The sequence below is a fragment of the Geodermatophilus sp. SYSU D00698 genome, from assembly GCF_054050335.1.
Window position 1 is genome coordinate 173,342 of sequence record NZ_JBJGZD010000001.1, and the last position, 22,808, is coordinate 196,149.

General features: G+C 76.1%; 29 protein-coding genes and 1 tRNA gene. 15 read left to right on the plus strand and 15 right to left on the minus strand.

Going from position 1 to position 22,808, the window contains the following annotated elements:
• Position 1: 1 nt before the first annotated feature.
• On the minus strand, positions 2 to 1,423 hold the full coding sequence (gene dctA, locus ACI8AB_RS00850) for a C4-dicarboxylate transporter DctA (protein ID WP_456948580.1): 1,422 nt from the start codon (positions 1,421 to 1,423) through the stop codon (positions 2 to 4).
• Between the two features lie 138 nt (positions 1,424 to 1,561).
• On the opposite strand from dctA, the gene ACI8AB_RS00855 reads away from it, so the two are divergent.
• From ACI8AB_RS00855 to ACI8AB_RS00865, 3 genes are all read left to right on the plus strand, one after another.
• A complete protein-coding gene (locus ACI8AB_RS00855) occupies positions 1,562 to 2,512 on the plus strand; it encodes a LysR family transcriptional regulator (protein ID WP_456948581.1) in 951 nt (316 codons plus the stop codon).
• A 101-nt stretch (positions 2,513 to 2,613) separates the two neighbouring features.
• Positions 2,614 to 3,696: a tartrate dehydrogenase gene (locus tag ACI8AB_RS00860; protein ID WP_456948582.1), complete on the plus strand. Its 1,083-nt coding sequence runs from the start codon at positions 2,614 to 2,616 to the stop codon at positions 3,694 to 3,696.
• Between the two features lie 245 nt (positions 3,697 to 3,941).
• Positions 3,942 to 4,322 carry a hypothetical protein gene (locus ACI8AB_RS00865; RefSeq protein ID WP_456948583.1) on the plus strand — a complete coding sequence of 127 codons (381 nt, stop codon included), beginning with the start codon at positions 3,942 to 3,944 and terminating at the stop codon, positions 4,320 to 4,322.
• Between the two features lie 15 nt (positions 4,323 to 4,337).
• Here ACI8AB_RS00865 and ACI8AB_RS00870 read toward each other — a convergent pair whose 3' ends face one another.
• Together ACI8AB_RS00870 and ACI8AB_RS00875 are read right to left on the minus strand one after the other, a co-directional pair.
• Positions 4,338 to 4,682 (minus strand): ANTAR domain-containing protein, encoded by a 345-nt coding sequence (locus ACI8AB_RS00870; RefSeq protein WP_456948584.1) that lies wholly within the window; start codon positions 4,680 to 4,682, stop codon positions 4,338 to 4,340.
• A gap of 95 nt (positions 4,683 to 4,777) precedes the next feature.
• Positions 4,778 to 6,061, minus strand: coding sequence for an MFS transporter (locus tag ACI8AB_RS00875; RefSeq protein WP_456948585.1), 1,284 nt, complete (start codon positions 6,059 to 6,061; stop codon positions 4,778 to 4,780).
• A 78-nt stretch (positions 6,062 to 6,139) separates the two neighbouring features.
• Here ACI8AB_RS00875 and ACI8AB_RS00880 point away from each other — a divergent pair, with 78 nt between their 5' ends.
• Positions 6,140 to 6,418, plus strand: a complete 279-nt coding sequence (locus ACI8AB_RS00880; protein WP_456948586.1) for a hypothetical protein — start codon at positions 6,140 to 6,142, stop codon at positions 6,416 to 6,418.
• Positions 6,419 to 6,502: 84 nt separating this feature from the next.
• Positions 6,503 to 6,748 carry a hypothetical protein gene (locus ACI8AB_RS00885; RefSeq protein WP_456948587.1) on the plus strand — a complete coding sequence of 82 codons (246 nt, stop codon included), beginning with the start codon at positions 6,503 to 6,505 and terminating at the stop codon, positions 6,746 to 6,748.
• 7 nt (positions 6,749 to 6,755) lie between these two features.
• Here the strand turns inward: ACI8AB_RS00885 and ACI8AB_RS00890 are convergent, their stop codons facing one another.
• The 4 genes from ACI8AB_RS00890 to ACI8AB_RS00905 all read right to left on the minus strand — a co-directional run bounded on the left by ACI8AB_RS00890 (position 6,756) and on the right by ACI8AB_RS00905 (position 9,902).
• On the minus strand, positions 6,756 to 7,037 hold the full coding sequence (locus ACI8AB_RS00890; protein WP_456948588.1) for a MoaD/ThiS family protein: 282 nt from the start codon (positions 7,035 to 7,037) through the stop codon (positions 6,756 to 6,758).
• Positions 7,034 to 8,131 carry a WD40/YVTN/BNR-like repeat-containing protein gene (locus tag ACI8AB_RS00895; RefSeq protein ID WP_456948589.1) on the minus strand — a complete coding sequence of 366 codons (1,098 nt, stop codon included), beginning with the start codon at positions 8,129 to 8,131 and terminating at the stop codon, positions 7,034 to 7,036. Before ACI8AB_RS00895 ends, ACI8AB_RS00890 begins: the two co-directional genes overlap by 4 nt.
• A gap of 87 nt (positions 8,132 to 8,218) precedes the next feature.
• Positions 8,219 to 8,638 (minus strand): hypothetical protein, encoded by a 420-nt coding sequence (locus ACI8AB_RS00900; protein ID WP_456948590.1) that lies wholly within the window; start codon positions 8,636 to 8,638, stop codon positions 8,219 to 8,221.
• Between the two features lie 61 nt (positions 8,639 to 8,699).
• On the minus strand, positions 8,700 to 9,902 hold the full coding sequence (locus ACI8AB_RS00905; protein ID WP_456948591.1) for a L,D-transpeptidase: 1,203 nt from the start codon (positions 9,900 to 9,902) through the stop codon (positions 8,700 to 8,702).
• A 173-nt stretch (positions 9,903 to 10,075) separates the two neighbouring features.
• Here ACI8AB_RS00905 and ACI8AB_RS00910 point away from each other — a divergent pair.
• Positions 10,076 to 10,148 (plus strand) — tRNA-Lys (locus ACI8AB_RS00910).
• A 50-nt stretch (positions 10,149 to 10,198) separates the two neighbouring features.
• Here ACI8AB_RS00910 and ACI8AB_RS00915 read toward each other — a convergent pair.
• From ACI8AB_RS00915 to ACI8AB_RS00935, 5 genes are all read right to left on the minus strand, one after another.
• On the minus strand, positions 10,199 to 10,510 hold the full coding sequence (locus tag ACI8AB_RS00915) for an antibiotic biosynthesis monooxygenase family protein (RefSeq protein WP_456948592.1): 312 nt from the start codon (positions 10,508 to 10,510) through the stop codon (positions 10,199 to 10,201).
• A 19-nt stretch (positions 10,511 to 10,529) separates the two neighbouring features.
• A complete protein-coding gene (locus ACI8AB_RS00920) occupies positions 10,530 to 10,721 on the minus strand; it encodes a DNA-binding protein (RefSeq protein WP_456948593.1) in 192 nt (63 codons plus the stop codon).
• A gap of 33 nt (positions 10,722 to 10,754) precedes the next feature.
• Entirely contained in the window at positions 10,755 to 11,336 is a 582-nt protein-coding gene (locus ACI8AB_RS00925; protein ID WP_456948594.1) for a hypothetical protein, read from the minus strand.
• A 9-nt stretch (positions 11,337 to 11,345) separates the two neighbouring features.
• Complete coding sequence (locus tag ACI8AB_RS00930; RefSeq protein WP_456948714.1) at positions 11,346 to 12,485, minus strand: zinc-dependent alcohol dehydrogenase; 1,140 nt, start codon at positions 12,483 to 12,485, stop codon at positions 11,346 to 11,348.
• A gap of 116 nt (positions 12,486 to 12,601) precedes the next feature.
• Positions 12,602 to 13,066: a MarR family winged helix-turn-helix transcriptional regulator gene (locus ACI8AB_RS00935; RefSeq protein ID WP_456948595.1), complete on the minus strand. Its 465-nt coding sequence runs from the start codon at positions 13,064 to 13,066 to the stop codon at positions 12,602 to 12,604.
• A gap of 56 nt (positions 13,067 to 13,122) precedes the next feature.
• On the opposite strand from ACI8AB_RS00935, the gene ACI8AB_RS00940 reads away from it, so the two are divergent.
• From ACI8AB_RS00940 to ACI8AB_RS00970, 7 genes are all read left to right on the plus strand, one after another.
• Complete coding sequence (locus tag ACI8AB_RS00940) at positions 13,123 to 13,752, plus strand: NAD(P)-dependent oxidoreductase (RefSeq protein WP_456948596.1); 630 nt, start codon at positions 13,123 to 13,125, stop codon at positions 13,750 to 13,752.
• Complete coding sequence (locus ACI8AB_RS00945; RefSeq protein WP_456948597.1) at positions 13,749 to 14,609, plus strand: SDR family oxidoreductase; 861 nt, start codon at positions 13,749 to 13,751, stop codon at positions 14,607 to 14,609. Before ACI8AB_RS00940 ends, ACI8AB_RS00945 begins: the two co-directional genes overlap by 4 nt.
• A gap of 22 nt (positions 14,610 to 14,631) precedes the next feature.
• Positions 14,632 to 14,970 carry a hypothetical protein gene (locus tag ACI8AB_RS00950; protein ID WP_456948598.1) on the plus strand — a complete coding sequence of 113 codons (339 nt, stop codon included), beginning with the start codon at positions 14,632 to 14,634 and terminating at the stop codon, positions 14,968 to 14,970.
• Positions 14,971 to 14,997: 27 nt separating this feature from the next.
• Complete coding sequence (locus tag ACI8AB_RS00955) at positions 14,998 to 16,074, plus strand: FAD-dependent oxidoreductase (RefSeq protein WP_456948599.1); 1,077 nt, start codon at positions 14,998 to 15,000, stop codon at positions 16,072 to 16,074.
• A 137-nt stretch (positions 16,075 to 16,211) separates the two neighbouring features.
• Positions 16,212 to 17,132 carry an ABC transporter ATP-binding protein gene (locus tag ACI8AB_RS00960; protein WP_387985644.1) on the plus strand — a complete coding sequence of 307 codons (921 nt, stop codon included), beginning with the start codon at positions 16,212 to 16,214 and terminating at the stop codon, positions 17,130 to 17,132.
• Positions 17,129 to 17,950 carry an ABC transporter permease subunit gene (locus tag ACI8AB_RS00965; protein WP_456948600.1) on the plus strand — a complete coding sequence of 274 codons (822 nt, stop codon included), beginning with the start codon at positions 17,129 to 17,131 and terminating at the stop codon, positions 17,948 to 17,950. The genes ACI8AB_RS00960 and ACI8AB_RS00965 overlap by 4 nt, the downstream gene beginning before the upstream one ends.
• Before the next feature lie 62 nt (positions 17,951 to 18,012).
• On the plus strand, positions 18,013 to 18,357 hold the full coding sequence (locus ACI8AB_RS00970; RefSeq protein WP_456948601.1) for a hypothetical protein: 345 nt from the start codon (positions 18,013 to 18,015) through the stop codon (positions 18,355 to 18,357).
• Between the two features lie 171 nt (positions 18,358 to 18,528).
• On the opposite strand, the gene ACI8AB_RS00975 is transcribed toward ACI8AB_RS00970, so the two are convergent.
• The gene (locus ACI8AB_RS00975) at positions 18,529 to 19,566 is read right to left on the minus strand and encodes an ornithine cyclodeaminase (RefSeq protein ID WP_456948602.1); all 1,038 of its coding nucleotides are present in this window, start codon (positions 19,564 to 19,566) and stop codon (positions 18,529 to 18,531) included.
• A 103-nt stretch (positions 19,567 to 19,669) separates the two neighbouring features.
• On the opposite strand from ACI8AB_RS00975, the gene ACI8AB_RS00980 reads away from it, so the two are divergent.
• On the plus strand, positions 19,670 to 20,101 hold the full coding sequence (locus ACI8AB_RS00980; protein WP_456948603.1) for an Lrp/AsnC family transcriptional regulator: 432 nt from the start codon (positions 19,670 to 19,672) through the stop codon (positions 20,099 to 20,101).
• A gap of 4 nt (positions 20,102 to 20,105) precedes the next feature.
• Here the strand turns inward: ACI8AB_RS00980 and ACI8AB_RS00985 are convergent, their stop codons facing one another.
• Both ACI8AB_RS00985 and ACI8AB_RS00990 read right to left on the minus strand, forming a co-directional pair.
• The gene (locus ACI8AB_RS00985; protein ID WP_456948604.1) at positions 20,106 to 21,257 is read right to left on the minus strand and encodes an MFS transporter; all 1,152 of its coding nucleotides are present in this window, start codon (positions 21,255 to 21,257) and stop codon (positions 20,106 to 20,108) included.
• A gap of 83 nt (positions 21,258 to 21,340) precedes the next feature.
• Positions 21,341 to 21,976, minus strand: coding sequence for a response regulator (locus ACI8AB_RS00990; RefSeq protein WP_456948605.1), 636 nt, complete (start codon positions 21,974 to 21,976; stop codon positions 21,341 to 21,343).
• Positions 21,977 to 22,277: 301 nt separating this feature from the next.
• Between ACI8AB_RS00990 and ACI8AB_RS00995 the strand changes: the two genes are divergently transcribed.
• Positions 22,278 to 22,796, plus strand: coding sequence for a DUF488 domain-containing protein (locus tag ACI8AB_RS00995; RefSeq protein WP_456948606.1), 519 nt, complete (start codon positions 22,278 to 22,280; stop codon positions 22,794 to 22,796).
• Positions 22,797 to 22,808 lie beyond the last annotated feature (12 nt).

Here is a 22,808-nt window from a genome sequence, read left to right on the forward strand (position 1 = left end):
GTCAGGCCCTCGCCACCACAGGAACGGGGACGGCGACGACGCCGGGAACCGGCGGCGGCTCGGCTGATGCGGCGGCGTCGTCGGTGTCCACGGTCTCTGCCGGTACCTCGTCGATCTCGTGCAGCGGCGGAACGTCGTCACCGCGCAGGACCCGGCGGGCGCGGTCGCGGTCCAGCGTCCTGTCCCAGGCGGCGATGAAGAGGGTGGCCACGGCGTTGCCGCAGAAGTTCACCAGCGCCCGGCACTCGGACATGAACTTGTCGATGCCGAAGACGAGCATGATGCCCGCCGCCGGGATGGTGCCGACGGTGGACAGGGTCGCGGTCAGCGCGATGAAGCCGCCGCCGGCGACGCCGGCCGCGCCCTTCGACGTCAGCAGCATGACCGCGAGCAGGCCCAGCTGCTCGGTGATCGACAGGTCGGTGTTGGTGGCCTGGGCGATGTACAGGGCGGCCAGGGACAGGTAGATGGCGGCGCCGTCGAGGTTGAAGGAGTAGCCGGTCGGCACCACCAGGCCGACGGTGGACTTCTCCACGCCGGCGTGCTCCATCTTCTTCATCAGCCCGGGCAGGGCCGGCTCGGCGGTGGAGGTGCCGAGGATGAGCAGGAGCTCCTCCCGCAGGTACCGCAGCAGATGGAAGAGGTTCAGCCGCAGGTAGGCCATCACCCCGCCCAGCACGACGAAGACGAACAGCGCCGAGGTGACGTAGAACAGCGCGATGAGCGAGCCGAGGCTGGTCAGCGTCTCCAGGCCGTACTCGCCGATGGCGTAGGCCATCGCCCCGAACGCGCCCAGCGGGGCCGCCTTCATGATGAACGCGAGCACCTTGAACACCACCGCGGTCAGCCGCTGGACGCCGGACAGCACCGGGGCGCCGACCGCGCCGACCGCGTTGAGCGCCACGCCGAAGACCACGGCCATGAAGATGATCTGCAGGATCTCGCCCTCGACGAAGGGGGCGACGGCGCTCTCCGGCAGCACGCGCAGCAGGAAGTCCCACCAGTGCTGCTCCTGCCCGGCCTCCACGAGCGAGCCGACGTCCTCGGTCGGTCGCAGCGTGCTGACGTCGGCGTTCACGCCGTCACCCAGGCGGAAGAAGTTGATGGCGACCAGTCCGGCGACCATCGCCAGGATGGTGCCGATCTGGAAGTAGGTCAGCGCCTTGATCCCGGTCAGGCCGACCTTCTTCAGGTCCGCGACGCTGGCGATGCCGCCGACGATGGTGAGGAAGACGATGGGGCCGATCAGCATCTTCATCAGCCCCACGAACGCGGTGCCGATGGGCTCCATCGCGACCCCGACGCCGGGCCAGGCGGCGCCGACGACGACGCCGAGCACGATGGCGACGAGGACGTAGAAGTACAGCTGCCGGTACCAGCGCTTCTTCTCGGCCGGTGGCGTGTGCGCGTGGGACAGGTCCATTGGGGACACCTCGGTCCTTCACTGCCGGAGGGGTGGACGGGGTAGCCGCCACGGTGGGTGACTCCGGCCACACCGGTCCAAGACGCGTTCGCTACCGCACCGGTAGGTTCGGCCTATCGGTCCGCGGGAGGTGACGCGGTGGACGTCCGGCAGCTGACCTACTTCCTCGCCGTCGTCGAGACCATGAACTTCGGCCGCGCCGCGGAGCAGCTGTACATCGCGCAGCCCTCGCTGTCCCAGGCGATCGGGACGCTCGAGCGGGAGCTCGGCGTGCCGCTGTTCCACCGGGTGGGCCGCGGCATCGTGCTCAGCGACGCCGGAGCCCAGCTGGTCGAACCGGCTCGCCAGGTGGTCCGTGACCTGGAGGCCGCCCGGGCCGCGGCGCAGTCCGTCCGTGGGTTGCAGCGCGGCCGGGTCGAGCTCGTCGCGATGCCCAGTCCCGGCATGGAGCCGTTGTCGACCCTGATCCGCGACTTCACCGCCGCCCATCCGGCGATGACGGTCACGGCCGACGCGGCGTTCACCCCCGAGGAGGTGGTCCAGGCGGTCAGGACCGGCCGGGCCGAGCTCGGGCTGCTCGGCGCGGCCTCGCCTCCGCACCCCGGTGGCCTGCGTGTCCTGCTGATCGAGGACCAGCCCCTGGTCCTGGTCTCCCCGCCGGAGGACGGTGCGCCGCCGGAGCACGGGGACCGCGGGCCGATGGGGGAACCGGCCGTGCGCACGGTGGACCGTGCGGCCCTCGCCGGGACGCGACTGATCGTCAGCAGGCACGGCAGCCTCGTGCGGGGGCTGGTGGACGACGTCCTGGCCGGCGGCGTCGATGCGCGCATCGTCGTCGAGGTCGAGCACCGGACCTCGATCATGCCTCTGGTGCTCGCCGGTGTGGGACACGCGGTCCTGCCGTCGTCCTGGACGCCGCTGGCGCAGCGGTCGGGCGCACTGGTCCGGCGGATCGAGCCCGCCGTCCTGCTGCGGATCGCGCTCGTCTCCCGGACGGGCACCCTCACGCCGGCCGCCCAGGCCTTCGTCACGTGCGTCGAGCAGTACGTGTCCGACGCGGAGGCGGGCATGGGCCCCGCGGATCGATAGGCCCGGGCTATCCGAAGGATCGACAACGCGTCTTGGACGGGCAGCGACGTGACCCCGTTCACTCGGGAGCGACCGCAGCAGTCGTCCCCACGGAGACCGTCATGACCGCCCAGCGCACGTTCCGCATCGCCGCCATCCCCGCCGACGGAGTCGGTGTCGAGGTCGTCGCGGCCGGCCGCGCCGTCCTCGACGCCCTCGCCGGGGCCTCGAACGGCCGCTTCACCTTCAACTGGCAGGAGTTCCCCTGGGGCGCGGACTACTACGCCCGGCACGGCCGGATGATGGACGAGGACGGCCTCGACCAGCTCGAGGACTTCGACGCCATCTACTTCGGCGCCGTCGGCTGGCCGACCGTCCCCGACCACGTCAGCCTGTGGGGCCTGCGCCTCAGGATCTGCCAGAACTTCGACCAGTGGGCCAACGTCCGCCCCGTCGAGTTCCTCCCCGGCATCCAGAGCCCGCTCCGCAAGGCCGACACGACCGACCTGAGCTGGGTCGTCGTCCGGGAGAACTCCGAGGGCGAGTACGCCGGCTTCGGCGGCCGCAACTTCGCCGGCCGCGACGACCGCGGGGAGGTCGCCGTCCAGTCCGCGGTGTTCACCGAGGTGGGCTGCGAGCGGATCATCCGGTTCGCCTTCGACCTGGCCCGCACCCGGCCCCGCAAGAAGGTCTCCAGCGTCACCAAGAGCAACGCCCAGCAGTACGGCATGGTGCTCTGGGACGACGTGTTCAAGCGCGTCGCCACCGAGTACCCGGACGTGGAGACCGAGAGCGTGCTGGTCGACGCGATGGCCGCCAAGTTCGTCCTGCGCCCCGAGGACCTCTCCGTCGTCGTCGCGTCCAACCTCAACGCCGACATCCTCTCCGACCTCGGCAGCGCCCTCGCCGGCAGCCTCGGCCTGGCGGCCAGCGCCAACCTCAACCCGGAGCGGCGCTTCCCCTCGATGTTCGAGCCGGTCCACGGCTCCGCGCCCGACATCGCCGGCCAGGGGATCTGCAACCCCGTCGGCGCCATCGGCAGCGCGGCGCTGATGCTCGAGCACCTCGGCCTGCACGACGAGGCCAAGGCCGTCCAGCACGCCATCGAGGTCACCTCGGGCAAGGGCATCCGCACCCGCGACGTCGGCGGGACCGCCGGCACGGAGGACGTCACCGCGGCCGTCATCGACCACCTGTCCCTCTGACCGTCCCACCCGGAGCAGCCCCCGGCCCGCGCGCGGGTCCGGGGCTGCTCCACGTGCTCCGCACCTGCCGGGTCACCGGGCCCGCACACCGGCCCCACCCGCGGGTTCCGGCCCCGTGACCCACCCTGCGCGCAGCGGCTCCGCCCGGGTTCCCAGGCCGGGGCCTCCGCCGTTCTGGGGGGTGCGGAGGTGCCGCGGACGGGCCAGGATGGGTCCCAGCGCCCCGTCGAGCCGAGGAGGGACGCGTGCCGGACACCACTCCCCCCGGGACGGGACGCCGCCACCCCGGCGCGCGCGACCCCGTCACCGGCGGCTGGGACCGCGACGACGCGGCCGCCGAGCGGGACGCCGACGCCCGCGAGCGTGACCGCGACGCCGAGGACCGCGACGCGCGCGCCGTCGAGCGCATGACGGCCGCCGGGCACCGGCACGCGACCGCCGGCGGGGACAGGGCGGCCGACCGGGACGCCGCCCGCGCCGACCGCGACGCCCAGGAGGCCGACCGCAAGGCCGCGGCCCGTGACCGGTCGGCGGCCGCCGCCGACCGGGACGCGGCGGCCCGCGACCGGGTCGTCGCCCGGGCGGACCGGGAGCAGGCCGCGGTCGACCGGGCCCAGGACCGCTGAGTGCGCGCGGGGCGGTCAGTCCACCGTCCCCGTGCGGATGACCTCCTCGGCCACCTGGCGCAGCTTGACGTTGCGGTGGCTGCTGGCGGTCCTGAGCAGGCCGAACGCGGCCTCCTCGTCGACCTTGCGCAGCGCCATGAGGATGCCGATCGCCATGCCGATGCGCCGGTTCGACTCCAGGGCGGTGTGCAGGTGGGCCATCTGCTCGTCGGCGACGAGCAGGTTCTTCTCCATGCGGGCGACCTGGTCGGCGGCCCGCTGCAGGGCGGCGGCGACGGCCGCCGAGGTGTCGCCGCGCGAGGGACGCGACCGGCCGTCGGCGCCGGCGCGCGGGCGCTCCGCGGGGAGGTGGTCGACCACAGGTGGTCTCCGTGGCGTGGGCCGGGGGGCCGAGGTACCGGGTGCCCGAGGTTGGACACCTGGTGCTCCCCTGACCGTAGCCGATGCCGCGCCCCTCACAGGCCGGCGTCCGGTTCCGGTACCGGCCGGTCCAAGGGGTGGGCGCGCTCGTCGGCGGGCAGCCGGGCGACCAAGAGGGTGATCGCGGCCAGCACCGGCGGCGCCAGGCCCGCCACGAGGAACGCCGCCCGCAGACCGGCGCCCTCGCCCACCGGCCCGGCCAGGGCCACCGACACCGGCACCAGCGCGCCCGAGACGACGAAGTCGAGGCTGGACACGCGGCCGAGCAGTGCCGGCGGGACGCGGCGCTGCAGCAGGGTGCCCCAGATGGTCATCCCGCCGTGCACCCCGGCGCCGACGAGGACGGCGGCGCCGACCATGACCGGCACCGACGTCGCGGTGCCGAAGGCGACCAGCGGCAGGCAGCCGGCGGCCCACAGCAGCGTCGTCGTCGTGAGGTAGCGGCGCGGCAGGGGCCGCGAGGCGACGACGAGCGAGCTCAGCGCGCCGCCGACGCCGGAGCCGGCGAGCACCAGGGAGTGCTCGACGGGACCGCCGCCGGCGTGCTCGCGCACGGCGAACGGCGTCAGGACCTGCAGCGGCCCGGTGGTGACCAGCAGCATCAGCGAACCGAACAGCAGCGTGGCCAGCAGCCAGCGGGTGCGCACGAGGAAGGCCAGGCCCTCGCGCAGGTCGGCGACCAGCGCCCGCGCCGGGTGCGCCGGCCCGTCCGCGGCGCGGTGCGCGGGCAGCAGCGGCAGCCCGAGGACGCAGACGGTGGCCGCGAGCGAGGTGGCCGCCGTGGCCAGCAGTGCCGCGCCCGGAGAGGCCGCCGCCACCAGCAGCGCGGCCAGCGCGGGCCCGGTGACCTGGTACAGCAGCGGCCGCATCGCACCCTCGAGGCCGTTGGCGGCCAGCAGCTGGTCCTCCGGCAGCAGCGCGGGGACCAGTGCGGAGTAGGCCGGGTAGTGCAGGCCGAGCCCGGCTCCGCCGAGCAGCCCGGCGACGGCGAGCAGCGGCAGCGGCAGCGCGCCGGCCACCGACAGCGCCCCGGCGAGGCCCACCGGCACCGCCGCCAGCAGGGTGACCGCGACCAGCAGGTGGCGCTGCGGCACCCGGTCGGCGAGCACCCCGCCGGGCAGCGCCGTCGCCAGCGTCCCGACCGCGGAGGCGCCGGTCACCAGCGACAGCTCCGCCGGCCCGCCGCCGAGGGCCACCACCTGCCAGACGGCGGTCACCGCCCAGGCGCCGTTGGCCACGAGCGACAGGGCCAGGGAGAGCGCCAGCCGGCGGTAGGCCGCCGAGCGCAGCGGCGCCAGCGCCCGCGGGGAGGCGGTCACCGGGCCATGGTCCCCCGCGACCCGGACCGCCTCCCGGCCGCCCGCGGGGACCACGGCGTCGGAGTTCCGGAGACACGCATGGACCGGCCCTCCCCCAGGCACCGCTCCCCCGTGGGGGACTGGCGGGAGCAGCTGGACGGCATGTCCCTGGAGAGCCGGCTCAAGGCCCTGCTCCCGTACGAGCTGGCCTCCGACCGCGTGCCCGGGCAGCCGCTGGAGGTCACGACGGCCGCGGTGCGGGCCGTCGCGACGACGGAGGGCCCGGACACCGGCCTGCCGTGGATCGACGCGGCCGCCGCGCGGATCAGCGACCCCGGACGGGGCCCCCGGCGCCTGACCCCGCTGTGCCGCCTGTGACGGCAGGGGCGGGTGCGCCGCTCCGATCCGGACACGCACCGGGCGGTGCTGGCCCACCGCCGCGCCGCCTCGGACCCTGGCGGCATGACCACTGCCTTCTCCTACGGGACCGCGCACTCGGTCGTGATGGTCGGCTCGGTCGACAGCCCCGAGGGCCTGCAGCCCCGGCAGATCGGTCCGGCGCACGCGACGATCGGCCGGGTCACCGGCCGCAGCCGCAAGTCGCTGTGCGGCGCGTACGTGGCGGTGGACGAGCAGACGGAGTGGCCGCCGGAGGAGTACGCGGAGCACCAGCTCTGCCGGGAGTGCGCGGAGCTGGCCCGCCTCTGAGGGGTCCTCAGCCGCCCGCCACCGAGGGCAGCACCTGCACCACCGACCCGGCGGTCACCGGCGTCGCCAGGCCCGCCGAGAAGCGGACGTCGTCGCCGTCGACGTAGACGTTGACGAAGCGGCGCACCTCCCCTGCCTCGTCGCGGATCCTCCGCTCCAGCACCGGGTGGGTGACCGCCAGCGCGTCGAGCAGGCCGGCCAGCGTCGCGTCGCCCGGGTCCACCCGCAGCCGCCGGACGCCGCCGGCCAGGTCGGCCAGCACGCCCGGCAGCACCACCTCGACCGTCACGGCAGCACCGCCGCGCGGACGCACAGGACGTCGGGCAGGTGCTCGGCGACCGTGGTGAAGGTGTCGCCCTCGTCGGCGCTGGCGTAGACGCAGCCGTCCCGGGTGCCCACGTAGACGCCGGTCGGGTCGCCCTCGTCGACGCAGACGGCGTCGCGCAGCACGGCGGTCCAGGACCCGTCGGGCAGCCCCGCGCCCAGCTCGGTCCACGTGGCCCCGGCGTCGCGGGTCCGGTGCACCCGCAGCCGCCCGCCGGGCGGCACCCGCTCGGCGTCGGCCACCAGCGGCACCACCCACGCGGTGCCCGGGGTGCGCGGCGAGGCGGCCACCGGGAAGCCGAAGTCGACCGGCAGCCCGGCGGCGATCGAGGTCCAGGACGCGCCGCCGTCGTCGGTGCGGAAGACGCCGAAGTGGTTCTGCGCGTAGAAGCGGTCGGGGTCGCCCGCGTCGGCGGCGACCTTGTGCACGCACTGCCCGTACTCCGGCGGCGGGTCGGGCAGGAACGGCGCGGTGATGCCGGCGTTGCGCGGCGCCCAGGTCGCCCCGCCGTCGTCGCTGGCGTAGACGCCGCCGGTGCTCATCGCCACCAGCACCCGGTCGGTCGTGGGGTGCGGCAGGACGGTGTGCACCGCGCCCCCGCCGGCGCCCGGCTCCCAGGTCGGCCGGTGCGGGTGGTCCCACAGACCGCGGACCAGCGCGAAGGTGCGGCCGCCGTCGTCGCTGCGCCACAGCGAGTGCGGCTCGCACCCGGCCCACACGACGCCGGGACGGTCCGCGGTGTCCGGGCGGATCTGCCAGACGCGGGCCAGCGCGGCCCCGGTGTCGGCCGGGAAGCGGATCGCGCCCTGCTCGGTCTCGGCCCAGGTGCGGCCCAGGTCGTCGGACCAGGTGACGGTCGGGCCCCAGTGGCCGTACTGGACCCCGGCCAGCACCCGCGGCGCCCCGCCGTGGGTGTCACTGCCCCGGGTGTCGATGCCGACCGCCGCCACCTCCTGCGCGAGCAGGTGCGGCCCGTCCACGGCCCAGGTGCGGCGCCCGTCGTCGCTGCGGGCCAGCCACAGCCCCTTGCGCGTGCCGATGGCGAGCAGGTCGGTCACGGTGCCTCCGCTGCGTCGGCGGGACCCCGCGGGTCCCTCCCGGCACTGCAGACCGCGGCCGGCGCCGGAACTGAGCGGGAGGCCCGCTCAGAGGCGCGTGGAGCCCTCCGAGCCCTCGGCGGTCCGGCCGGGGTGCCCGTCGGCGTGCCGGTCGGACAGGCCCGGGGCCAGCCGTTCGGCCTCCGCCCGCAGCTTGTCCGCCGCCGAGGCGTGCTCCTGGGCCGCCGCGGCCCGCTGCCGGGCCTCCTGCTCGGCCAGGCGGGTGCGCTCCTCGACCTCGGCGCGCTCCCGGCGGGCGCGGGCGGCCTGCTCCTCGGCCAGCGCCTGCTCCTTCTCCGCCTGCACGCCGCGCAGCCGGGCCTCCTCGAGCTGCTCGCGCGCCTGGGCGCGCTGCTGCTCGCGGCGGCGTGCACCGGCCACCCGGCTGCGCTTGGCCAGGGCGAGCCCGATCAGCGCCAGCACGACGACGGCCACGACGGCGATGAGCACGATCAACCAGGTGTCCACGACGCTCTCCCTCCCGAGATCGACTCGGGAGTGCCCTGGTGAGCGGCCCGGGAAACGGAGATCACTTCAGCGCGGAACCCGCCTGCCACTGGTCCCACGGGATGGTCCAGTCCGCGATCGGCGAGGTGAGCGGGCCGGCGTCGGAGTTGACGATCTCGACGACGTCCCCGGGCTGGGAGAACTCGTAGAACCAGCGGGCGTTCTCGTCCGAGAGGTTGATGCAGCCGTGGGAGACGTTCTCCCGGCCCTGCTGCGCCACCGACCACGGGGCACCGTGCACGAACTCGCCGCTGTCGGACAGCCGCACGGCCCACTTCACCGGCGTGCGGTAACCCTCGGGGCTGTCGACCGGCACGCCGTAGGTGCTGGAGTCCATGACCCGGTCGGCGTTGAGCTCGGTGACCACGTGCGGGCCGTTGTAGCTCGGGTTGTCCGGGCTGCCGGCGCTCATCGGCCAGTCCTGCACCAGCCGGTCGCCGTCGTAGACCTGCATGCGGTGGGTCGCGGCGTCGGCGACGGACACGTGCCGGTCGCCGATGCGGAAGGAGACCGTGCGGTCCTTCTCGCCCCAGATGCCGTCGCCGAGGTCGACGCCGTAGAGGTCGGCCTCGAGCGTCACGTCGGTCTGCGCCGGCCAGTACTGCGACGGGCGGAAGTGCACCTCGGTGTCGCTGAGCCAGCTCCAGACGCCGTCGGTGGGGTTCGAGCTGGTGACCAGCAGGTGGCTCTCGGCGGCGGCCTTGTCGGCGACCGGCTGCTCGAAGTACACGCGGATCGGCATGCCGACGCCCACCGTCTGGCCGTCCAGCGGGCCGATCGAGGGGGTGGTGACCGTCTCCGGGTCCACGGTGGTGAAGGTGCTCCTCGCCTCGGCCCGCTCGCCGTCGGCGTTGGTCGCGGTGGCGGTGAGCGTGTAGGTGCTGCCGTAGGTGAGGTCCTGGTCCGGCGTCCAGACCTCGGTGCCCTCGGTCTCGCCGTCGGCCACCTGGCCGGGCACGTCCGCGCCGGCGCGGTCGGTGACGGTGACGTCGGCGAGGTCGCCGTCGGTGACGGAGATCTCCACCGGGTCGGCCGGGGCGACGTCGACCGCGCCGTCGGCCGGGGCGAGCTGCAGCTGCGCGGGGGCCGCGTCGGCGGACGTCGGGGCCGGGGACGACGCCGACGACGACGCCGACGCCGACGCCGACGCCCCGTCGTCGCCGCCCTGGCACCCGCTGAGCAGGACCAGCGCCCCCGCCGTGACCAGCGCAGCCGTCCGTCGCACCGTGTTGCCCCCTCGTCTCGGCGTGGTCGCCCGTGCACGTGGGCACGGGCGTACCCGCTCCAGTGTCCACGCTGGATCACGGAACCGTGGCGTCCGCCACCCGGGGCCCCCGAGCGGGACGCCGTCGACCGCTGGTATCGTTCTCCCTCGTGACCCGGGCAGCCGGGAGACACGCGCCATTAGCTCAATTGGCAGAGCAGCTGACTCTTAATCAGCGGGTTCGGGGTTCGAGTCCCTGATGGCGCACAGCACACGGGAGCGGCTCCTCCCCGGCGGGAGGGGCCGCTCCCGTCGTCTCACGGGCCGTCGTCGGGGACCGTCCCCTCGAGCAGCGGCCGCTGGCGCGTCGTCAGCGGGGCGAGCTCCGCGTCGAGGGCCCGGTACGCCTCCCGCTCCCGGTCGAGGAAGGCGGTCCAGGCGCCCCGGTCCCGCCAGCGGTCGACGGTGAGGAAGCGGCTCCCACCCTCCGCGCCGCGGAACAGCTCCGTGCCGGCGTACCCGTCGCGCCGGCGGAACAGCCGCGCCCAGTCCCCGTCCGCCCCGTAGGCCGCGACGAACCGCTGCACGGCCGCGGGGGCGACCTCGTACTCCCAGATCCGCACGAACACGCCGGTCCGGACCTCCGGCTCAGCCCAGCCGCAGCCCGTGCTCGGCCAGCGCCCCGTCCAGGATGCGCAGTGCCTTCGGGCCCACGCCGTGCAGCGCGGCCAGGCTCGCCCGCGGCACGCCGGCCAGCTGGTCGAGTCGCGTGTAGCCGGCCAGCCGCAGGGCCCCGGTCGCCGGGGCACCGATCCGGGGCAGCTCGTCGAGCGGCGTCACGCCCGGGACCGTAGCGGCCCCGGGCGGGCCGGGTCAGCCGCGGACGGCGCGCACCACCCGGCGGACGCCGAGCACCGTGGCCCCGGCGCCGGCGAGCCACGGCCCGGCGACGACCACCGGGTCGAGCAGCTGGTGCCGGACGTCCGAGCGCCCGCGGCGCGAGCGCAGGCCGCCGCGGGTGAACTCGGTCCGCAGGCCGGTGGCGGGCACGTCGGGCCGGCCGGAGGCGAACGACCGCAGGTGGTGCTCCCAGGCGTCCACGCGGTCGCCGACGACCAGCAGCAACCAGTGCGCGAGCCGGCCCTCGCTGAAACGGGCGTAGGCGAACCGGCGGATCGCCCCGGGCAGGCCGCGCAGCGGCTGCGCGGTGCCGAACACCGGCGTCACGAAGGCGTGCTCGATCGAGTGCTCCCGGCCCTCGCTGCCCGGCTGGCGCTCGGGGAAGTCCCAGTGGGCGCCGGTGTCGGCCGGGTACTGCAGCTTCGGGTGGGACGGCCGGTCGGCCGGGTCGAGGTCGGCGCCCCACCCGGGGATGCGGGCCCGCAGCTCCTCGCGGCTCGGCGTCGGGGTGCGCTTGTCGCGGACGTACGCGCTCGGGATGTCGGACTCGGTCATGGTCGCCCCTCAGGCCGCGTCGGGCAGGATCACCGGCTTGATGCAGCCGTCGAGCTTGCTGGAGAACACGTGGTACGCCTCCGCGATGTGCTCCAGCGGGAAGCGGTGCGTGACCACCTCGCGCGGGGTCAGGTGGCCGTTGCGGACGTGCTCGAACATCCGCGGCCACTGCCGCTTCACCGGCGTCTGGTTCATCCGCAGCGTGAGCCCCTTGTTGAGCGCGTCGCCGAACTTCACCGCGTTGGGGATCGGTCCGTAGGCGCCGACGACCGACACCGTGCCGCCCTTGCGCACGCCGTCGATCGCCCAGTTGAGCGCGACCGGTGACCCGCCCTGCAGCTTGAGCTTGGTCCCCGTGACGTGCTGCAGGAAGTTGCCGTCGGCCTCCGCGCCGACCGCCTCGATGACGACGTCGGCTCCCAGGTAGTCGGTCTGCTTCTTCATCTCGACCACGACGTCGTCGTGCTCGTCGTAGTCCAGCGTCTCGGCGTGGGCCATGGTCCGCGCCTTCTCCAGCCGCTCCTGCAGGTGGTCGACCACGATCACCCGGCCGGCGCCCATCAGCCAGGCCGACTGCGCGGCGACCAGCCCGACCGGCCCCGCGCCGAGCACGACCACGGTGTCCCCCTCGGCGATCTCGCCCAGCTGGGCACCGAAGTAGCCGGTGGCCGCGGCGTCGGTCATCACGACGGCGTCCTCGTCGTGCATCCACTCGGGGATCCGCACCGGCCCGACGTCGGCGAACGGGACGCGGACGTACTGCGACTGGCCGCCGTCGTAGCCGCCGGTGGTGTGCGAGTAGCCGTAGATGCCGCCGACGGCGGTGGCGTTCGGGTTGACGTTGTGGCAGTTGGAGTACAGGCCGCGGGCGCAGAACCAGCACGACCCGCAGAAGACGTTGAACGGCACCATCACCCGGTCGCCCACCTGCAGGTTCCGCACGGAGGGGCCGACCTGCTCGACGACGCCGATGAACTCGTGGCCGAACGTGTGGCCGATCCGGGTGTCCGGCATCAGGCCGTGGTAGAGGTGCAGGTCCGAGCCGCAGATCGCGGCCAGGGTGACCCGGACGATCGCGTCGTTCGGGTGCTCGATCGACGGGACGTCCTTGTCCTCGACGCGGACCTTGTACGGCCCGCGGTAGACCATCGCGCGCACGCAGCGCCCCTCTCCTCGTGCCGGGCCCTGCACACCGGCGCTGCCGCAGCCGTGCCCGGCGTCCGCCACCGGGAAACGGCCCCGGTCGCGCAGGGGCCGCGGACCGCTCAGGCGGTCGTCGCGCCGGGCGCCCGGTCGGCGCCCCGGGACCGCCTCCGCTCCGTGGCCCGGGTGACGTCGTCGAGCAGCCGGCGCAGGTCCGCGGCGTGCTCGCCGAGGTCCTCCTCCAGCCCGGCGAGGACGGCGCCGGCGTCGCGGGCGAGTCGCCGGCCGGCGGTGGTCAGGCGGACCAGGCGCCCGCGGGACCGGGCGGGGTCCGCGACCGTCTCGACCAGGCCCAGGCGGACCAGGCCGGCGACGAGGTCCTGCTGGGCCTGCCGGGTGGTGCCCAGCCGCCGGGCCAGCTCCGCCGGGGCGACCCCGTCCGGCTCGAGGAAGGCGAAGACCAGGGACTGCGCCGCCGACAGCCGCGGCCACCCCCGGGCCGCGAGCTCCTCCCGGAGGACGGCGTCGAAGGACCGGCCGGCCTGCAGCAGCAGGTAGGCCAGCGGCAGCTCGTCCCGCCGTTGCACGGTCGTCAGGTTACCTGACACGCTGTCGACAGGGAACCTGACGACAGGAGGCCGGGGTGCGGATCGTGGTGTTCGGAGCGGCGGGCGGCGTCGGCCGGCACGCCGTGCGGCTGGCGGCCGAGCGCGGGCACGCGGTGGTCGCGGTGGCCCGCCGGGCGACGGGCCTGCCGGCGGCCGTCGAGTGCCCCGGGGACGTCCGTGACGCCGCCCTGGTGGCCGGGGCGGTGCGCGGCGCCGACGCCGTCCTGTGGTGCGTCGGGGTCACCCGGTCCTCGGGCGGGGACGTCGGCCGGACGGCGCTGCCGGGGGTGGTCGCGGCCATGCGCGGGGCCGGGGTGCACCGGTTCGTGGGGATCTCCGGCGCGGGGGCGGACCTGCCCGGCGACCGCAAGGGACGCGGCGCCCGCCTCGTCTCGGGTCTGACCCACCGGCTGGCACGGGACGTCGTCGAGGACAAGGAGGGCGAGTACCGGGTGCTCGCCGGCTCGGACCTGGACTGGACCCAGGTGCGCCCGCCGCGGCTGGCCGACCGGCCGGGCACCGGCCGGTACCGGCTGACGACCGAGGCGCCGGGGCTGCGCGCGGCTCCGCTGGCCAAGGCGGACGCCGCCCTCGCCCTGGTGGAACTGGCCGAGGGACGGGACTGGCTCTCGGCGGCGCCGTTCGTCGTGGCCGGCGACCGGTGACCGTGCTCGTCGCCGGGGCCACCGGCACGGTCGGGAGCGAGGTCGTCCGCCGGCTGGCCCGCCGCGGGGCCTCCGTCCGGGCCGGCGCGCGCGACCCGCAGCGGGCGGCCACGGCGCTCCCGGCCGGCGTCCCCGCCGTACGGCTGGACCTGGAGGACCCCGCCTCCTGGCCGGCCGCCCTCGACGGCGCCGAGGCGCTGTTCCTGCTCCGCCCGCCGGACGTCGCCCGGGTCGAGCGCCTGCAGCCCTTCCTCGACGCGGTCGTCGCCGCCGGGGTGCGGCGGGTCGTCCTGCTGTCCGTGCAGGCCGCCGGGCGCAACCCGCTGCTCCCGCACCGGGCCCTGGAGAAGCGGGTGGAGGCCACCGGCCTGGCCTGGACCCACCTGCGGCCGGCCAACTTCTTCCAGAACCTGCTCACCGTGCACCGCGAGGAGATCCGGGACCGGTCGCGGATCTCGGTGCCGGCCGGGAACGGCCGGACCGCCCACGTCGACGTCCGCGACCTCGCCGAGGTGGCCGCCACGGCGCTGACGGAGCCGGGCCACGAGGGGCGGGCCTACGAGCTGACCGGCCGGGAGGCGCCGACCTTCGCCGAGATCGCGGCGACCCTGTCGGCGGTGCTGGGCCGCCCGGTCGTCTACCCGCGGCCAGGAGCGGTCGCCTTCGTGCGCCAGCAGCTGGCCGAGGGCACGCCTCCCGGACTGGTGATGGTCATGACCCTGCTGTTCACGACCACCCGGCTCGGCCTGGCCGCGCGCACCACCGACGACCTCGCCCGCCTGCTGGGCCGGGAGCCGACTCCCCTGCGCCGGTTCGTGGAGGACCACGCCGACGCCTGGCGGCCGGAAACCGGTTGATCCCGTCCCCAGCATGGAGGGCATGACGACCACCCCCGGGCTCGAGCCGGTGCACCGTCCGGAGGACGGCGAGCTCGTCGGCCACCTGACCGCTGCCGACGGCCGGGACGGGTGGACGGCGCACGCCGTCCCCGGCATGCCGCTGCGGCGGTTCCCCACCCGCGAGCAGGCGGTCGCCTTCCTGCGCGAGCGCGGGCTGGCGCTGCTCGCCGACCGCTGGACCTACACGCCCGAGAGCGGCGAGCCGCGCACCGCGTGGCTGGTCGAGGCCCGGCCGGGGGCGGTCGTCGTCCGGTTCGGGTACGACCCGGCGTCGGTGCCGCTGGCCGGCGCGGACCTCGGCCGGCTCGCCCCGGCATAGCGGCGGGCCGGGGAGCGTTCCGCGGGCGTGAGCAGCCCGCGGGACGTCGACGTCGTGGTGATCGGCGCGGGCCAGGCCGGCCTGAGCGCCGCGTACCACCTGGCCCGCCAGGGCTTCGCGCCCGGCAGCGGCTTCGTCGTCCTCGACGCCGACGCGGCGCCCGGCGGGGCCTGGCAGCACCGCTGGCCCTCGCTGACCCTCGCGACGACGCACCGGGTGCACGAGCTGCCGGGCCTGCCGTTCGCGCCGGCGTCGGAGGACCTGTCCGCCGCCGAGGCGGTGCCGGCCTACTTCGCCGGGTACGAGCGGCGCTTCGCCCTGCCGGTCCGGCGGCCGGTGCGGGTGTCGGCCGTCCGCCGCGGCGACGACGGCCGCTTCGTCGTGGAGTCCGACCGCGGGACGCGGCGGGCGCGGGGCCTGGTCAACGCCACCGGCACCTGGACGCGGCCGTTCGTGCCGCACTACCCGGGCCAGGAGACCTTCCGCGGCCGGCAGCTGCACACCGTCGGCTACCGCGGTGCGGAGGAGTTCGCCGGACTGTCGGTCGTGGTCGTCGGGGGCGGCGCCTCGGCGGTCCAGCTGCTCGGGGAGATCGCGCCGGTCGCCCGCACGACCTGGGTGACCCGCCGCGCGCCGGTCTGGCGGGAGGGTCCCTTCGGCGAGGAGCAGGGCCGGGAGGCGGTGGCCCGCGTCGAGGCCGCGGTCCGCGCCGGCCGGATGCCCGGCAGCGTCGTCGGCGCGACCGGGCTGGTGGTCACCCCGTGGGTGCGCCGCGCCCTGGACGACGGCGTCCTCACCCGGCTGCCGGTGTTCGACCGGATCGCCCCCGGCGGCGTCGCCTGGGACGACGGCCGGTCCGTCGCCGCCGACGTGATCCTGTGGGCCACCGGCTTCCGCGCCGCGGTCGGCCACCTGGCCCCGCTGCGGCTGCGCACCCGCGACGGCGTCATCCGGCTCGACGGCACCTCCGCCGTCGACGAGCCGCGCCTCCAGCTGGTCGGCTACGGGCCCAGCGCGAGCACGATCGGCGCCAACCGGGCCGGCCGGACGGCGGCGGTGACCCTGCGCCGGCTGCTCCCCGCCGACCTGCCCCGCACCGCCTGACCGGGGGCGTCCCCCAGCACCGGGTGGGGGACGGTCCAGGGTCGGGCCGGGGGTCCTCCCCGATGTGCCGGGCACCCCGCTGCCGAGAGCCTTCCCGGCATGACCTCGCAGCCCTCCCCCACCCCGGCGGTGACCCCGTGATCGTCGCCAGCGGCCTCACCAAGCGCTACGGCGACCGGGTCGCCGTCGACCGCGTCTCCTTCACCGTCCGGCCGGGCCGGGTGACCGGCTTCCTCGGCCCCAACGGCGCCGGCAAGTCGACGACGATGCGGATGGTCATCGGCCTGGACCGGCCCACCGAGGGCACGGTCACCGTCGACGGCATCCGCTACCTCGACTGCCCCGCCCCGCTGCGCGCGGTCGGCGCGCTGCTGGAGGCCCGCGCACTGCACCCGGGCCGCACCGCCTGGGCGCACCTGCGCTGGATGGCCGCGTCCAACGGCATCCCCGCCGCCCGCGTCGACGAGGTCCTCGGCCTGGTCGGGCTGGAGGCGGTGGCCGGGCAGCGGGTGGGCCGGTTCTCCCTCGGCATGGGGCAGCGGCTGGGCATCGCGGCCGCGCTGCTCGGGGACCCGCCGGTCGTCGTCCTCGACGAGCCGGTCAACGGGCTGGACCCCGAGGGCATCCGCTGGGTGCGGACCCTGGCCCGCGACCTCGCCGCCGAGGGCCGCACGGTGCTGGTGTCCAGCCACCTCATGGCCGAGATGGCGCTGACCGCCGACCACCTGGTCGTCATCGGCCGCGGCCGGGTGCTCGCCGACTGCCCGACGGCGGACTTCATCGCCGAGCACGCCGCCTCCTACGTGCGCGTCCGCACGCCCCGGCCGGCCGACCTCGCCGAGCTGCTGCGGCGCTCGGGCGCCGACGTCACCCGCGACGGCGACGAGCTGCGCGTCCAGGGCGTCGACGCCGCCGCCACCGGCGAGCTCGCCGCCGGCGCCGGCCTGGTGCTGCACGAGCTCGGCCTCGTCCGGTCCTCCCTCGAGGACGCCTTCATGACCCTGACCGCCGGCAGCGTCGAGTACGCCGCCGCCCGCCCCGCCGAGGTGACCCGGTGACCGCCTCCACCCTGGCCGCGCCCCGCGCGTCCTCCCCCGCCCCGGCCGCGACCGCCGGGCTGCCCCGCGCCCTGCACGCCGAGTGGATCAAGCTGTGGTCGGTGCGCTCCACCGGCTGGTCGGTGGCCGCGATGGTCGGCCTGGGCGCCGGGCTCACCACGCTGGTGTGCGCGCTGGTCGCCCCCGACCTGGCCGCCGGGGAGACCGGCGAGCCGGTCGGCGCGTTCATCACCTGGGGGCTGCTGTTCGCCCAGGTCACCGCCGTCGTCCTCGGCGCGCTCACGGTCACCGCCGAGTACGGCACCGGGATGATCCGGGCGACCCTCGCCGCCACCCCGCGCCGCGGGACCGTGCTCACCGCCAAGGCGCTGGTGCTCGCCGCGGTGCTGTTCGTCGCCGGCGTGGTCACCGCCGTCCTCGGCTGGGTCGGCGGCAACGCGTTCCTGTCCGCGGAGGGCATCGGCCTGTCCCTCGGCGACGACGGGGTGCTGCGCTCGCTGCTCGGCAGCGGCCTCTACATGGCCGGTCTCGGGCTGTTCGCGATGGCCGTCGGGCTGCTGGTGCGCTCCACCGCCGCCGCGGTGTCGGTGGTGCTCGCGCTGGTGTTCCTCGTCGGCAACCTGGTGATGCTGCTGCCCGGTGCCCTGGGCGAGTGGCTCACCAAGCTCATGCCGGGCAACGCGGGCTCGCGGATCGCGATGCCGGAGTCGTTCAACCCGCTGCTGCTCGAGCCGTGGGTCGGGTTCACCGTCTTCGCCGCCGAGGTCGCCGTCGTCCTCGCCGTCGCCGCGGTCGCCTTCACCCGCCGCGACGCCTAGGTCGCCCGGGCCCGGCCCGCCCCTCCGTCCGTACGGAGGGGGCGGGCTGGCACCGTGGAGGGGTGACCTCCCCCGATCCCGCCGCCCTGGGGCGCGAGCGCGCCGACCTGCTGCTGACCCGCCTCGAGGCCGGTGACGACGCCGGCGCAGACGCGCTGCTGGCCGAGGTCGACGGGGTGCGCGACCTGGTCTACGTCGGCGCGGCGCTCACCGCGCAGGCCCGGGCCGAGGGGCGCGCGCTGCCGCCGGCGCAGCGGGCGCAGGCCAACACCCGACAGCTGCGGCTCGGGGCGGTCCGGGACGCCGCCCGCACCGACGTCGCCGCGCTGCGGCAGTGGCTGCGCCGCTCCGGCGAGGAGCTGCTGCTCATCCGCTCGCTGCAGGCCGCGGCCGACCGCGTCTCCTGAGCCCGGGGGTCGGACCGCGGCCGGGACGGCCGCGGTGCGCAGGTCCAGGTGCACCCCGGCGACCGTGCAGCGCACCGGGCCGCCGGCGAGCTCGACCGTCGGGACGGCGACCGGCAGCAGCCGGGCCGACGCCTCGACGACCCGGCGCGGCCCGGGCGGCGGCCCCGGCCGTCACGAGGGGATCGGTGTGAACGCCGCGACCATCCCGAACAGGTCCTTGGGGTCGTCCGGCTCGGCGACCAGGTCGATGTCGTCGACCCACGGCGTGCCGGCGACCGCGTCGCGGACGTAGCGCAGCGCCGAGAGGTCCTCGACCGCGAACCCGACGGAGTCGAACAGCGTCACCTGGGCCGCCGAGGTGCGCCCGGCCGCCCGGCCGGTGAGCACCTGCCACAGCTCGGTGACCGGGAAGTCGGCCGGCATCGCCTGGATCTCGCCCTCGATGCGGGTCTGCGGCGGGAACTCGACGAAGACCTCGACGTCCTCGCGCAGCAGGATCGTGGGGTCCAGCTCGGTCTTGCCGGGGCAGTCGCCGCCGATGGCGTTGAGGTGCATGCCCGGCTCGATCCAGTCGGCCTGCAGCACGGTGGCCCGGGCCTTGTCGGCCGTGCAGGTGGTGACGACGTCCGCGCCGCGCACGGCCTCCCGGCCGGAGGACGCCACCGTCACGTCGAAGCCCAGCGGCTCCAGGTTGCGGACCAGCTTGGCCGTCGCGGCCGGGTCGGTGTCCCAGACCGCGACGTCGTTGACGCCCAGCGCCCCGCGCATGCCCAGCGCCTGGAACTCCGCCTGGCTGCCGGCGCCGATGAGCGCCAGGCGCCGGGAGTCCGGCCGGGCGAGGAGGCGGGCGACCATCGCCGACGTCGCCGCCGTCCGCAGCGCGGTGAGCAGGGTCATCTCGGCGAGGAAGACCGGGTAGCCGTTGGAGACGTCGGCCAGCGCCCCGAAGGCGCTCACCGTCTGGAAGCCGCGCGCCGGGTTGCTCGGGTGCCCGTTGACGTACTTGAAGGCGTAGGTCTCGCCGTCGCTGGTCGGCATCAGCTCGATCACGCCCCAGGGCGTGTGGCTGCCGACGCGGGCGATCTTGTCGAAGGACTCCCACCGGCGGAAGTCGTCCTCCACGTAGCGGGACATCCCGGCGATGATCCGCTCGGGCCCGGTCTCGGCCGTCCAGCGGACCATGTTGCGCACGTCGACGAACGCGGTCATGCCGGAACGGTATTGCTGGGCGATCTGCACACACAATGAGCGAACGGCGCGCGTTGTGACCAGACACCGACCACTTCAGCAAGATCAGTCGTACGTTCTGCGCATGGCCGATCTGAGCGACCTCGACCGCCGCCTGCTCGCGGCGCTGCGGGAGGACGGCCGCGCGCCGGTGGCCGCGCTGGCCCGCCGGCTCGGGGTCACCCGGGCGACGGTGACCAGCCACCTCGACCGGCTCGTGGCCGAGGACGTCATCGTCGGGTTCACCGTCCGGGTGCGCGACGAGGCCGCCGCGGGCGGGGTCCGGGCGGTGTCGCTGGTCGAGGTGGAGGGCCGCTCCACCGACGACGTCATCCGGCGGCTGCGCGGCTTCCCGGAGATCGAGTCCATGCACTCGACCAACGGCGCGTGGGACCTCGTCGCCGAGCACCGCACCGCCGACCTCGTGGAGTTCGACCGGCTGCTCAACCGCATCCGGTCGGTGCCCGGGGTGATCAACAGCCAGACGAGCCTGCTGCTGACCTCGGTGCTGCGCTGAGCGCTCAGGCCGCGCGGGTCGCCGTCCGGGCCACCGGCAGCCCGGCCAGCAGGACGCCGGCGACCAGCACGTAGGTCCAGGGCAGCCCGACGCCGGCCGCGACCAGCCCGAGGACCAGCGCGCCGATCGCCGTCCCCGCGTCGAAGGAGGCGTTCCACAGCGCGCTGGCCGCGGTCGAGCCGCCCTCCCCCGCGCGGGCGAAGGCGGTGACGAGCGTCAGGTTCTGCACCGCGCCGTAGCCGGCGCCGAAGAGCGCCGCCCCGGCCAGCACGACGGCGTCGCCGGTGACCAGGCCCAGCGCGACGGCGGCCAGCCCGAGTGCGCCCGCGACCAGGGCGGCGGGCAGCAGCCGGCCGGTGCCGACCCGGTCGGCCAGCAGGCCGGCGCGCCAGCGGGTGAGCGCGCCGGTGACGCCGAAGACGAGGAGTGCGGCCGTCGCGAGGACGCCGTCGGGGCGCTCGATGGGCAGGAAGGTGACCACGCCGCCGCCGGCGAGGGTGACCAGCAGCAGCACCGCCGACGGCGCCAGTGCGGCGCGGGCGGCGGCGCGCGAGGACGTGCCGGCGCCGCCCTCCCAGTGCACCGAGCGGGCCAGCCCGGGCACCAGCGGCAGCGCGAGCACCGGCGAGGCGGCCAGCCACGCCAGCCAGCCGGGGTGGCCGTCGAGCACCAGCGCCACCCCGGCCGGCACCGCCACCAGGTTGGGCACCGCGATCGCCAGCCCGTAGAGACCGATGGACTCGCCGCGGCGCTCGGGCGGGGCGGCCTGCGCGGCGAGCACCGCGCCGAGCACGGTGAGCACCGCGAAGCCCGCGCCGCGCACCGCCGACACCGCCGACAGCCAGGGGACGCCGTCGTCGAGGGCGTACAGCGGCGAGGGCGCACCCAGCGCGAGGAGGCCGGCGGCGAGGACCGGACCCAGGCCGAACCGCGCGGTCAGCGCCGGGACGACCGACTGCACCGCGATGGTCACCGCCAGGAAGACCGCGGTCACCACGCCGGCGGTGTCGGCCGACGCCCCGCCCGCCACCGCGTACGCCGGCAGCGAGGCGAGGGTCAGGCAGTAGCTGGCGAAGCCGAGCGTCGTCGCCCCCACCAGCGCCCGCATCGCCGGCAGCCGCCACAGCGACACCCGGTCCGTCGTCCCCCTGCTCACACCGCTCCCCTCCGCGGGCGTCGTCGCCCGGCCGTCCAGCATGACCGGGGGGCCGGGGCGGCCCGGCGGCGGGTGGAACCGGCTCAGCCCAGCCCGGCGTCCCGCGCGCGGGCGACGGCGGCGGCGCGGTCGGGGGCCTGGAGCTCGGTGAGCACCGCGGAGACGTGGTTGCGCACCGTCTTGTCCGACAGCGCCGGCCGGCGGGCGATCTGGCCGGTGGGGAGCCCGGCGGCCAGCAGCTCGAGCACCTCCCGCTCCCGGCCGGTGAGCTCCGGGAAGGCCTGCGCACGGGGAGCCGTCCCGGTCAGGGCGTCCGCGACCCGGCGGGCCACCGCTCCCCCGTAGACGGCGTCCCCGTCGGCGACGGCGAGCACGGCACGCACGATCTCCGCGGCGTCGGCGCCCTTGAGCAGGTAGCCGCGGGCACCGGCGCGCAGCGCGCCGAAGAGGGAGGCGTCGTCCTCGTGCATGGTCAGGACGAGGACCCCGAGGCCCGGCCGGCGGCGGGTCAGCTCGTCGATCGCGGCGATTCCCGGCAGCCGCGGCATCGCCAGGTCGGTGAGGACGACGTCCGGCGCGGTCCGGGCGACGAGGGCGAGCAGCTCGGCGCCGTCGGCGGCCTCGCCCACCACCTCGACCTCCGGCGCGGCGTCGAGCACCGAGCGGAGCCCGTACCGGTACATCGGGTGGTCGTCGGCCACCACCACGCGGACGGTCACCGCTCCGCCCCCAGGGGCAGGCCGGCGACGACGCGCGTGCCGCCGGGACCGCTGGTCACGGTGAGCTCCCCGCCCACCGCCCGGGCGCGCGTCCGCATCGAGGACAGCCCGACGCCCGCGGGCCGGGCGTCGCCGTCCTCGGGCGGCTCCCCGCCGCAGCCGCCGCGGGCCTGACCCTGGCCGTCCTGACCGTCGCCGCCACCGTCTGGCTGGCGTTCACCGGCTGACCCGCACCCGTCCCGGGACCGTCCGCAGCCGCAGGCGGTCCCGGCGGCGCGCGCCGCGCGGGTAGGGGGTGCCCGTGCTGCTCACCGTGGGCCACGGGGCCGACGACCGGACCGCCCTCGCCGCCCGGCTGTCCGGTGCCGGTGTGGAGCTCGTGGTCGACGTCCGCCGCTTCCCCGGCAGCCGCGGCAACCCCGACGTCCGGCGGGAGGCGCTCGAGGAGTGGCTGCCGGCCGCCGGCGTCGGCTACCGGTGGGAGGAGCGGCTCGGCGGACGGCGCCGGCTGCCCCCGGGCGAGCCGGTGGCCGACGGCTGGTGGACCGTCGCCCAGTTCGCCGCCTACGCCGCGCACACCCGGACCGCGGGGTTCGCGGCCGCCCTCGACGGCGTGCTGGCCGAGGCGGCGCACGCCACGGTCGCGGTGATGTGCAGCGAGGGCGTGTGGTGGCGCTGCCACCGGCGGCTGGTCGCCGACGTCGCCGTCCTGGCCCGCGGCGTGCCGGTCACGCACGTGATGCCCGACGGGCGGCTCGCCCCGCACCGCCCGTCCGGGGGTGCCGTCCTGGGCGACGACGGCCTCGTGCACTGGCCGTGACCCGGTGCGGAG